Source organism: Rhodococcus sp. CX, assembly GCF_015865005.1.
Lineage (GTDB): Bacteria > Actinomycetota > Actinomycetes > Mycobacteriales > Mycobacteriaceae > Rhodococcus.
Window position 1 is genome coordinate 1 of the sequence record NZ_JADZGH010000097.1, and the last position, 11,928, is coordinate 11,928.

The 11,928-nt window shown below is 68.3% G+C and carries 8 protein-coding genes; 7 read left to right on the forward strand and 1 reads right to left on the reverse strand.

The features are described 5' to 3' along the window. The first annotated feature begins 182 nt into the window (after positions 1–182). A complete protein-coding gene (locus I0Q12_RS10345; RefSeq protein ID WP_197251837.1) occupies positions 183–404 on the forward strand; it encodes a phosphopantetheine-binding protein in 222 nt (73 codons plus the stop codon). A 165-nt stretch (positions 405–569) separates the two neighbouring features. Continuing rightward, positions 570–2,138 (forward strand): alpha/beta hydrolase, encoded by a 1,569-nt coding sequence (locus I0Q12_RS10350; RefSeq protein WP_197251838.1) that lies wholly within the window; start codon positions 570–572, stop codon positions 2,136–2,138. 60 nt (positions 2,139–2,198) lie between these two features. Here I0Q12_RS10350 and I0Q12_RS10355 read toward each other — a convergent pair whose 3' ends face one another. Next, a complete protein-coding gene (locus I0Q12_RS10355) occupies positions 2,199–3,620 on the reverse strand; it encodes an MDR family MFS transporter (RefSeq protein ID WP_197251849.1) in 1,422 nt (473 codons plus the stop codon). Between the two features lie 111 nt (positions 3,621–3,731). Between I0Q12_RS10355 and I0Q12_RS10360 the strand changes: the two genes are divergently transcribed. The 5 genes from I0Q12_RS10360 to I0Q12_RS10380 all read left to right on the forward strand — a co-directional run. After that, positions 3,732–4,622: a phosphoribosylaminoimidazolesuccinocarboxamide synthase gene (locus I0Q12_RS10360; RefSeq protein WP_197251839.1), complete on the forward strand. Its 891-nt coding sequence runs from the start codon at positions 3,732–3,734 to the stop codon at positions 4,620–4,622. Continuing rightward, a complete protein-coding gene (locus tag I0Q12_RS10365; protein WP_197251840.1) occupies positions 4,622–6,760 on the forward strand; it encodes a S9 family peptidase in 2,139 nt (712 codons plus the stop codon). Before I0Q12_RS10360 ends, I0Q12_RS10365 begins: the two co-directional genes overlap by 1 nt. 187 nt (positions 6,761–6,947) lie before the next feature. Continuing rightward, positions 6,948–7,787 carry an SDR family oxidoreductase gene (locus I0Q12_RS10370; RefSeq protein WP_197251841.1) on the forward strand — a complete coding sequence of 280 codons (840 nt, stop codon included), beginning with the start codon at positions 6,948–6,950 and terminating at the stop codon, positions 7,785–7,787. A 118-nt stretch (positions 7,788–7,905) separates the two neighbouring features. Further along, positions 7,906–9,153: an ABC transporter substrate-binding protein gene (locus I0Q12_RS10375; RefSeq protein WP_197251842.1), complete on the forward strand. Its 1,248-nt coding sequence runs from the start codon at positions 7,906–7,908 to the stop codon at positions 9,151–9,153. A gap of 65 nt (positions 9,154–9,218) precedes the next feature. Further along, positions 9,219–11,928 (forward strand): branched-chain amino acid ABC transporter permease/ATP-binding protein (locus I0Q12_RS10380; protein WP_197251843.1); only part of this gene is annotated, 2,710 nt, incomplete at its 3' end.

The following is an 11,928-nucleotide window of genomic DNA, read 5'->3' on the forward strand; positions in this document are numbered from 1 at the left end:
TACGGTTAGGCTAACCTTTGGTGCTACCACGTCGGGGTGGGTGTCGAACCGCATTCGCCCGGGTCGAGTCGGGCGAACGGGAGCTTTGACCCGTATTCGATTTCGGTTAGCCTAACCGAAATATCTCGGGTGTCGGGGGCCGGTGACGGCAGCGCCGGCGCATTCGTAGCAGAAGGAGAAGCATGCTGGATCGGGGAACGATTCTCGCCGACACCGCCCGGATTCTCGAGGTGGAGCCCGACGAGCTGGACCCGACGGCGAGCCTGGTCGACCAGGGTCTCGACTCGGTGCGTCTGATGGCGCTCGTCGAACACTGGCGCGGCGCCGGAGCCGACATCGATTTCGTGTCGCTGGCGTCCGCTCCCGATCTCGACCAGTGGTGCACGCTGCTCACGCGTTCCTGACCGTCTCACGTTCCGGGATTCCCCGGTAACGCAGAGGGTACCGCTGTCTCCACCCAGGGCTGCTGGTTCGCCCCACCCTTCGCCGCGACGCTCGAAGGACCCGAAGACTCCGCTTCGGGCCTTCGGGCAGGTCCGCCCGAACCTCTTGAAGGGCAGGCGAATCGCATGGTGGCTTCACAGTTCTCCGAGGTGCGTCCGCGACGGCGGGCCGCTGCAGCGGCGATCCTGACGACCGCGGCGTTCCTGACCGCCGGTGTCGTCACGGTGCCGTACGCCGCGGCGGATCCCGACGTGCGCTCGGATGCCGGGGAGATCCCGGACGGCCTGGACGACTTCTACACCCAGCAGATCGAGTGGGGTTCGTGCGACGGGTTCAGCACCGACGGATCCGACCTCAGCACGCTCGAGTGCGCGAAGGTGAACGTTCCCGTCGACTACGGCGATCCGCAGGGACAGACCGCGCAGATCGCGGTGTCCCGCATGGCGGCGACCGGTGAGAAGGTCGGTTCCCTGCTCGTCAATCCCGGTGGCCCCGGTGCCTCCGGGCTCGGCATGGCAGTGGTGGGGACCGGAACGCCGCTGGCCGAGCACTTCGACGTCATCGGGTTCGATCCGCGCGGCATCGGAGCGTCGACCCCGCAGATCGTGTGCCTGACCCCCGAGGAGAAGGACGAGGACAGGGCCGAGGCCGATCTCGACCGCAGCCCGGAGGCTATTGCCGAGGCAGAACAGGAGGCGCAGGAGTTCGCGGCACAGTGCGCCGAACGAACCGGCACGGACGTGCTCGCGAACGTCGGCACACGGGATGTCGCCCGGGACATGGACGTCCTCCGCGCGGTGCTCGGCGACCGGCAGCTCACCTACCTCGGCTACTCGTACGGCACCCGGCTCGGCACCGCCTACGCGGAGCAGTTCCCGCAGAACGTGCGCGCGATGGTCCTCGACGGCGCCCTCGATCCCCAGCAGAATTCCGACGAACAGGTGCTGAACCAGATGGCCGGATTCCAGCAGGCGTTCGACGAGTTCGCAACGCGCTGCACGACACTCGCCGGGTGCCCGCTCGGGGACGATCCCGCCGGGGCGGTGCAGCGGTTCCGGGAACTCGTCGACCCCCTCGTCGACAGCCCGGCGGCGACTGCGGATCCGCGTGGCCTCAGCTACTCGGATGCGATGACGGGCGTGATCGCGGGTCTGTATTCGCCGAACATGTGGGAGCCGCTGATGGCGGGGCTCGACGAGCTGGCTGCGGGCAACGGCGACACGCTGCTCATGCTCGCCGACCTGTACGAGGGGCGATCCGCCGACGGCGCCTACTCGAACTCGGCGGAGGCGATGACCGCCGTGCGATGCGTCGACGATCCTGCCTCGACCGACCGGGCGGCGCTCGGTGAACTCGACACTCGCCTGCGCGAGGCCGCACCGTTCCTCGACGACGGTTACGGTTCCGGTCAGGCACCTCTCGACACGTGCGCGTTCTGGCCGGTGCCGCCGACGAGCACCCCGCACACCGTCGAGGTGTCGGGACTGGCACCGGTGCTGGTGGTGTCCACCACGGAGGACCCCGCGACGCCCTACCAGGCCGGTGTCGATCTGGCGGATCAGCTGGGCGGTGTCCTGGTCACCTACCGCGGCACCCAGCACGGGGTCGCGCTGACCGGACAGTGGTGCATCGACACCCCGGTCGTGTCGTACCTCGTCGACCTGACCGTGCCGGACGGCGACATCACCTGCTGATCGCTTCCCACCCACGGCGATGCAGCCCCGCACGACCGCCGGTCGTGTGGGGCTGCGGCGTCAGGATGCGTCGGCGGGGCGGCCCGGGATCGTCGCCGCCGCGACGGCCAGCGCGATCGTCGCGATCAGCACCGCGGAGAACACCGGATCGATCGACGCGGCGACCTGCCCGGCATCCGGGGCATCCGTACCCCCGGCCGCCGCGTTGGCCAACGCCCCGAACACCGCGACCCCGACGGCACTGCCCAGTCCGCGCGCGAACGCGTTCGCCCCGGTCGCGACGCCGCGCTCGGACCACCCGACGCTCGCCTGCGCCGCGATCAGCGAGGGGCTGGCGATCAGTCCCATCCCGAGACCGATGAGCACACAGCACGCCGCGACGTGCCAGATCTGCGAGTGCACGTCGAGCCGCGTCAGCAGGGCCGTGCCGCAGATCGCCGGTACCGCGCCGATCAGCGCGGTCACCCGGAACCCGACGCGCAGATACAACCGTCCCGACTGCGACGCCGCGACCGGCCAGCCCATGGTCAGCGTCGCCAGGGTGAACCCGGCGACCAGGGCAGTGGTGCCGAGCGCTCCCTGCACGAAGGCCGGAACGTACGACGTCAGGCCCATCACCACCGCGCCGACCATCACGGCGACCGCGCTCGTCGACAACAGCACCCGCCGCGTGAACACCCACACCGGCAGGATCGGATCCGCGGCCCGCCGCTCCACCAGGCCGAACACCACGAACAGGGCGGCCGACGCCAGGAAGATCGCCGCGCTCGGCACCGACGCCCACGCCCACGACTGGCCGCCCTCGAGCAGACCGAGGATCAGCAGCCCGGCGGCCAGCGCCAGAACCGTCGCGCCCGCCCAGTCGATCGGCCGACGTTCCGGCCGGTCCTCCGTCCGCGACTCGTCGAAGCTGCGGATGAGCACCCACGCCGCGAGCGCGCACAGCGGAAGGTTCACCCAGAAGATCCAGCGCCAGGATGCGAAGTCCGAGAAGATGCCGCCGATCGCGGGCCCGACGACCGAGGACATTCCCCACACGCTGGCGATGTAGCCCTGCGCCTTCGCGCGTTCGGCGACGGTATAGATGTCCCCGGCGATGGTCTGCGCCATCGGCAGCACCGCCCCCGCGCCGATGCCCTGCACCGCCCGGAACGCGATCAGCGCGGGCATGCTCCACGCCAGCGCACACAGCAACGATCCGAGAGCGAACACCGCGATCCCGAACAGCAGGACCGGTTTGCGGCCGAACACGTCGGACAGCTTGCCGTACACCGGCACGAGCACCGCCTGCGTCAGCAGATAGCTCGAGAACAACCACGGGAACTGGGTGAATCCGCCGAGGTCGGCGACGATCGTGGGGACGGCGGTCGCGAGGATGGTGCTCTCGAGCGCGACCAGCGCGGTCGCGAGCATCAGGGCCAGCAGGATCGGACCGCGTTCCGACCGGAACCCGACGTCCACATGTACCGTTCCCGCTGCCATCGTGCTCCCGTCGTCGATCGGATCGTGTCCGAGTGTCTTCGACATTGTCACGGATGGGAGATCTGTCACCGGCTTGGCGTGGATGTCGCCCGCGAGCACTAGGGTGACATCGTGCGTCCTTCACTCGAGTCCTACTCCCACCTCGCCGGCGGCAAGGTCCGCGACCTGTATGTCATCGACGACGAGCACCTGCTGCTCGTGGCCAGCGACCGGATCTCGGCCTACGACCACGTGCTCGCCACCCCGATTCCCGACAAGGGCCGGGTCCTCACCGCGATGAGCGTGTTCTTCTTCAACCTGCTCGACGCGAACAACCATCTCGCCGGTGAACCCGACGACGAACGCATCCCCGAAGACCTCCTGGGTCGTGCGCTGGTCGTCAAGCGGCTGCAGATGGTGCCCGTCGAATGCGTCGCCCGCGGCTACCTCACCGGTTCCGGCCTGCTCGACTACCAGGCCACCGGCTCGGTGTGCGGAGTGAAGCTGCCCGAGGGGCTCGTCGAGGCGAGCCGCCTGCCGGAGCCGATCTTCACCCCCGCCACCAAGGCCGACCTCGGCGACCACGACGAGAACATCAGCTTCGAGCAGGTCGCCGAGAAGGTCGGCCTGAACCTCGCGATGAAGCTGCGCCAGGACACCCTCGACATCTACGACCGCGCCGCGATGTACGCGTCCGAGCGCGGCATCCTGCTCGCCGACACCAAGTTCGAGTTCGGTCTCGACAAGGCCGGCAACCTGGTGCTCGCCGACGAGGTGCTCACCCCGGATTCGTCGCGCTACTGGCCCGCCGAGGAGTACGAGGAAGGCAAGGTGCAGCCGAGCTTCGACAAGCAGATCGTCCGCAACTGGCTGACCGGGCCGGAATCCGGCTGGGACCGCAAGTCCGACACCCCGCCGCCGGCGCTGCCGCAGCACGTCGTCGACAAGACCCGTGCCCGCTACATCGAGGCCTACGAGCGGATCTCCGGGCTGTCGTTCGACGACTGGATCGGGGGGCAGTGATGCCGGAGTCGGCACCCCTGTCGGCGCCCCCGGTCGCCAAGAAGGTTCCGATCGAGCGCACCCATCACGGACACACCTTCGTCGACGAGTACGAATGGTTGCGCGACAAGGAGAACCCCGACGTCATCGCATATCTCGAGGCCGAGAATGCGTGGACGGAACAGCAGACCGCGGACCTGGCGCCGCTGCGCGAGAAGATCTTCGACGAGATCAAGTCGCGCACGCAGGAAACCGACATGTCGGTGCCGACCCGGCTCGGCGACTGGTGGTACTACGCCCGCACCGCCGAGGGGAAGCAGTACGGAATCCAGTGCCGCTGCCCGATCTCCGGCCCCGACGACTGGACACCGCCGGAACCGGCGCCGGGCGTCGAGTTGCCCGGCGAGCAGATCCTGCTCGACGGCAACGCCGAAGCCGAGGGCCACGAGTTCTTCTCCATCGGCGCGTTCTCGGTCAGCCACGACGGCACGCTGCTCGCCTACTCGACCGACGTGGTCGGCGACGAGCGGTACACGCTGCGGTTCAAGAACCTCGTCTCCGGTGAACTGCTGCCCGACGAGATTCCCGGCACCGCGCCCGGCGCGACGTGGGCGATCGACCACACCCACGTCTTCTATCTCACCGTCGACGAGTCGTGGCGGCCGGACACGGTGTGGCGGCACCGCCTCGGTACCGACCGCAGCGAGGACGTGAAGGTCTTCCACGAACCGGACGAGCGGTTCTGGGTGTCGGTGGGCTCGACCCGCAGCGAGAAGTACCTGATGATCTGGGTCGGATCGAAGATCACCACCGAAGGGTGGGTCCTCGAATCCGAGAACCCGACAGGCGAATTCCGTGTGCTGCTGCCACGCCGTGAGGGTGTCGAGTACAGCGCGGAGCACGCCGTCGTCGCGGGTGAGGACCGATTCCTCGTGCTGCACAACGACGTCGATCCCGCCGGCGTGAAGGCCGAGAACTTCGTGCTCGCGGAGGCGCCCGTCGACGATCCGTCCGCACTGCACACCCTCATCGAGCACCGCGACGACGTGCGGCTCGAGGACGTCGACGCGTTCGCGGGTCACCTGGTCATCGGGTACCGGCGTGAGGCGCTGACCCGGCTCGCGGTGTGGCCGCTGACGGCCGACGGCTACGGCGATTTCACGGAGATCGAATTCGACGAGGAACTGTTCTCCGTCGGACCGGGCGCGAACCCCGAGTGGAACCAGCCGACGCTCCGCCTCGGGTTCACGTCGTTCATCACCCCGAGCCGGGTCTACGACCTCGTCGTCGACACCGGCGAACTGCTGCTGCGCAAGGCGCAACCGGTGCTGGGCGACTTCGATCCCACCCGGTACGAGCAGCGCCGGGAGTGGGCGGTCGCGGAAGACGGCACCCGGATTCCGCTGTCGATCGTGCAGCGCAAGGACCTGCCCGAGGGTCCCGCCCCGACACTGCTCTACGGCTACGGCTCGTACGAGGCGAGCATCGATCCCGGGTTCTCGGTGGCACGGCTGTCGCTGCTGGACCGCGGCATGGTGTTCGCGGTCGCCCACGTCCGCGGCGGCGGCGAGATGGGCCGGCACTGGTACGAGAACGGCAAGGCGCTCACCAAGAAGAACACCTTCACCGATTTCGTCGCGTGCGCGCAGCACCTGATCGACGCCGGGGTGACGTCCCCGGATCGTCTGGTCGCGGACGGCGGCAGCGCGGGCGGTCTGCTCATGGGTGCGGTCGCGAACCTCGCGCCCGAGTTGTTCGCGGGCATCCTCGCGAACGTGCCGTTCGTCGATCCGCTGACCTCGATCCTCGATCCGTCGCTGCCGCTGACCGTCATCGAGTGGGACGAGTGGGGCAACCCGCTCGACAATCCCGAGGTGTACGCGTACATGCGCTCGTACAGCCCGTACGAGAACGTCGAGGCCAAGGACTACCCGGCGATCCTGGCGATCACGAGCATCAACGACACCCGGGTGCTGTACGTCGAACCGGCCAAGTGGGTCGCCAAACTGCGCGCCACCAAGACCGGCGATGCGCCGCTGCTCCTCAAGACGGAGATGAGCGCCGGGCACGGGGGAGTGTCGGGCCGCTACGAGAAGTGGCGCGAGGTCGCGTTCGAGTTCGCATGGGTGCTCGCCACCTCGGGGGCCTACCGGCCCTGAGGGTTTCGTTCCCCAGCGGTTTCGTTCACCGCAGTTTCGTTCGCCGCACCGGCCGTCGTCGCGATCTTCGCGGCGGCGGCCGGTTCCTTTTCGCGGTCACGGTGGACGAGGACGGGATTCGTCCGCGATTGCGGAGATCGTGGGCGTGCGCACCGAACCGTCGGTGCCCGACCCGAAGGAGAGCCCCATGACCGTCCTCGTCACCGGCGCAACCGGATCCGTCGGCCGCCTGCTCATCGATACGCTCCTCGCGCGCGGCGAATCCGTCCGCGCGATCACCCGCACCCCCGACACTGCTGCACTGCCCGACGCCGTCGAGGTCGTCGGCGGCGACCTCTCGATCCCGGGCGGAGTCCCCGGGGCCGCCTTCACCGGCGTGGACCGCGCGTTCGTGTTTCCCGCGGCCGGCGTCGACGCGTTCGTGGACGACGCCGTGGAGCACGGCGTCGAGAAGTTCGTGGTGCTGTCGTCGCTCGCTGCGGCACAGGAGTTTCCGCGTGACGTCGGGTCCGCCAGCCAGGTTCATCACAGCGCGGTCGAGTCGGCGGTGACCGAGCGCACCGACAACTGGACGATCCTGCGCCCCGGCACGTTCGCGGCCAATCTGCTGTCCTGGGCGTGGTCGATCCGGTCCGGCGCGCCGATCCGGGCACCGTACGTGCGCTCCGCGCAGGCACCGATCCACGAGGCGGATGTCGCCGATGCGGCCGTCGCCGCCCTCACCGACGACCGCTCGCTCACGCGCACACAGCAAGTCGAGGCTCTCGGCGCCGGACTGGGCCGCGCCCTCACTCTGGTCGAGATCTCCCCGGACGAGTTCCGCGCCGAGACGGCGCAGTTCCTCGACGACGGCATCCTGCGGATGCTCCTCGACTACTGGCGCGACACCGTCGAGGTCCCGGACGCGGTGCGCCCGGGCGTCGCCGACCTCACCGGCCGGCCGGGCCGCACCCTCGAACAGTGGGCGCGCGACCACCGCGCCGACTTCGGCGTGGAGATTCGGTCGTCAGGTATCGCACCTAGATAACTAGGCTGTCCTATTGACACATGTGCGTCGCCCGTCCTACGCTCAGCCGAGCTTTGTGTGATCCATGTCACTACCTCAGCATCCGACGCCCGCGTCGTGAACGAAGGATGGAAGCCTCATGTCCAAGACGTGCAGATCCGCCGGTCGAACCTCGGTCCTACGGGCCGGCATGCTCCTCGCGATTCCCGCGCTGATCGCCGGGACGGCCTGCGGCACGGACAGTGCCGAGGACTCGGGTGGCAGCTCGGTCGAGGCGCCGGAGGGCGCCTTCGCCGACAACCCGGCCACCGGTACACCGATCAAGATCGGGCTGATCAACCCCGAAGGTGGACCGGCGATTTCGATGCCGGAGAACCGGCAGGCGGCGGAGGCGGCCGCCGAGTACGCCAATGCGCATCTCGGGGGCGTCGCCGGGCACCCGATCGAGGTCGTTTCCTGTGCGGCCAAGGAGGACCCGGCGTCCAACCAGGACTGTGCCAACCAGATGGTGGAGCAGGGCGTCTCGGCGGTCGTCGTCACCACCTCCGGAAACGGTGCCGCGATGGTCCCGATCATCACCGGGGCCGGCATCCCGTATCTCACGACTTCCGGGACGAGCGCCGCGGAGCTGACGACACCCGGAACCTACGTGCTGAGCCCCGGTTTCCCGGGTGCCCTCGCGGGCATGGCGGCATACGCTGCCGAACAGGGGTACAAGAAGGTCGCCGCGTACGTGATCGACACCGGTACGGTGATCGCCTCGACGGAGGCGGTGGGTAAGGGCACATTCGACGCGGCGGGTGTGGAGCTGCAGGTCGCTCCGGTGACACCCGGAACTCCCGATTCCACACCGCAGGTCAGCGCGGGGCTCGCGGACGGGACCGAGGCGGTCGCGGTGATCGGTGACGGGACGATGTGCACGTCCGTGCTCAAGTCCCTGCAGACACTCGGTGCAACCCAGGCGAAAATGGTCATCCAGCCGTGCCTCGACCCCGCGGTCGTCGACGCGGTCGGCGATACGCTCGACGGGTCGCTGGTCTTCATCGGCGCCGACATCGATTCCGACGGGCCCGAAGCGGTCCTCTACCGTGCGGTGATGGATGAGTACGCCCCCGATGTGGAGATCGGTGGATTCACGAGCACCGGCTATGCGGCGATGCTCGGATTGATCCGTGCCGCACAGGGTGTGCAGGGTGAACCGACCGCGGCCGCGGTGAACGAGGCGATCAAGACCGCCAAGGACGTTCCCATGCCGGCGGCGGACGGCATCACCTTCACCTGTGACGGCACGGCGATGCCGATGATGCCCACAGTGTGCAGCAACAAGATGATCCGGGCAACTGTTGCCGAGGGCGGCCAGGTCACCTCGCCGGTCGTCGTCGGATGACCCGCTGGGTAAGGGAACACATCGTGGCGCGACGTGCCGTTCGGGCACCGGGAAACGAGTGAGTGATGTCCGAGCACTTCGCTTTCCTCGCACTGGGGTTGGGCAACGGCGCCGTGTACGCGGCGCTGGGGCTCGCCCTGGTGATGACCTTCCGTAGCTCGGGCGTGGTCAACTTCGCCACCGGCGCGATCGCCCTGTACGTGGCCTACACGTACGGGCTGCTCCGGAAAGGTGAGTTGCTCAACCCGATTCCCGGAATGCCGACGACGGTGGACGTGGGCGGGCCGTGGGGATTCGTCCCCGCGGCTCTCCTGTCGCTCCTGATCGCGGCGCTGCTGGGAGTGTTCCTCTACGCGGCCGTGTTCCGGCTCGTGCGGAACGCACCCCCGGTGGCCAAGGCGGTGGTGTCGATCGGCGTCATGCTGGTCATCCAGGCGCTGCTGGCGATCCGTGTCGGGACGACACCCGTGTCGGTCAAGCCCATCCTGCCGAACGGTGCCGTCACGCTCCTCGGCGTCCGGATTCCCGAGGATCGTCTGTGGTTCGCGGTGATCGTCGTCGCGATGACGGTGATTCTCGTCGCTCTGTTCCGTTACACCCGTTTCGGTTTGGCAACTCGCGCGGCTGCCGAATCGGAGAAGGGTGCGCTCGTCACCGGACTCTCACCCGACCGGATCGCCCTCGGCAACTGGGCGCTGAGCACCGTGGTGGCGGGCATCAGCGGCATCCTCATCGCGCCGATCGTTCCGCTCGTCCCGGTGTCCTACACGCTCTTCGTGATTCCCGCACTCGCGGCCGCGCTGGTCGGGAACTTCACCGCGATGGGACTGACCGTGGCCGCCGGTTTCGCCATCGGGATGTTGCAGTCGGAGATGACCCACCTGCAGGCGACGGTGGACTGGTTCCCGCGGGCGGGAATGGCCGAACTCGTGCCGCTCGCACTCATTCTCGTCTTCCTCGTCTTCCGGGGAAAACCACTGCCGACACGTGGTGCGATCGTGAAGTCCACCCTGGGACGGGCGCCGCGTCCGCAGAAGATCCTGCTGCCGGCGATCGCCGGCGTCGTTGTCGCGGTCCTGGCGCTACTTCTCACCTCGGGAAGCTTCCGCGGGGCGGTCATCATCAGTATCATCCTCGCGGTCGTGGGGCTGTCGCAGGTCGTGGTGACGGGTTTCGCGGGACAGATCTCGCTGGCCCAGCTGACCCTGGCCGGTGTCGGGGCATTCTCGTTGAGCCGGTTGACGGTCGATCTGGGCATTCCGTTCCCGATCGCGCCGATCCTCGCGGCTATGGTGGCGACGGTGATCGGCGTGATCGTCGGGCTCCCCGCCCTCCGGATCCGTGGCTTGCCGGTCACGGTGGTCACTCTCGCCCTGGCGGTGTTCCTGGAATTCGTGTGGTTCCGGAACACCGCGCTGAACGGCGGAATGGGAGGAGCGCCGGTCGCGAAACCGACCCTGTTCGGAATCGACCTGTCGATCGGATCCGGGGCGGGCTACCCGCGGACGGTGTTCGGGTTCCTCTGCCTATTCGTCCTCGTGATCGTCGCGCTGGCGGTGGTCAAATTGCGAACGGGCCGGTTGGGTGCTGCCATGCTCGCCGTTCGCGCCAACGAGCGCGCCGCGGCCGCGTCCGGGATCAACGTGGCGCGAACGAAACTCGCGGCGTTCGCGATCGGCGCGTTCATCGCCGGACTCGGCGGATCCCTGATGGCCTACCAGCAGACGGTGGCAACCGCCGAGTCGTACTCCACCATCGGCGGGATCGCGATGTTCGCGATGATCTACATCGCGGGCGTCACGCTGGTGAGCGGTGGCATCCTCTCGGGGGTGCTCGGTGCCGGCGGTGTGGTGTTCGTCCTCATGGACCGGCTGCTGGGATTCGCGGACTACTACGCGCTCATCGGCGGTGTCCTGCTGGTCCTCACGGTGATCGGTTACCCCGAGGGCATCGCCGGTCAGGTGGTCGTGCAGATGCAGCGGCTCCGAGGCCGGTTCGGTTCCGGAACCGGCTCGAAGACAGAAGATCTCGACGATATCGGAAGCGGCGCGACCGCGTCCGGGGCGGAGTTGCCCACGGTCTCCGCGGACAGCGACACCGCCGGGAAGGTGGTCCTCGCCGCGGACGGCCTCACGGTGACCCACGGAGCCGTCACTGCACTGGCCGACTTCGCCACCGAAGTGCGGTCCGGCGAGATCGTCGGACTCATCGGGCCCAACGGTGCGGGAAAGACGACCTGCATCGACGCGTTGAGCGGATTCGCGAAGGCTGGAGGGTCGGTTGCGCTCGGGGACAAGCGGATCGACGACCTTCCACCGCACCGGCGGAGTCGGCTCGGACTGGGCCGGACGTTCCAGGACATGTCGCTCTACGACGATCTCTCGGTTCGGGAGAATGTCGCCGTCGGTACGTTCGCCGCCGGCGGGTGGCGACGTGGGAAGGAGTCGGTCGAATGGAGAGACTCCCTGTTCCGGATGCTCGGTCTCACCGCGCTGGTCGACCGCCCGGTCGGTGAGTTGTCGCAGGGACGCAAGCAATTGGTCTCGGTCGCCCGCGCGCTGGCGGGACAACCGCAGGTGCTGCTGCTCGACGAACCCGCCGCAGGTTTGGCGAGTGCCGAGAGTCGTTGGCTCGGAGAGAAATTGAAAGTGGTCCGGGATGCGGGCGTGACGATCGTCATCGTCGACCACGACATGGACCTGGTCCTCGAACTGTGCGATCGCATCGTGGTCCTCGATCTCGGCCGGGTGATCGCGAACGGTACCCCGGCCGAGA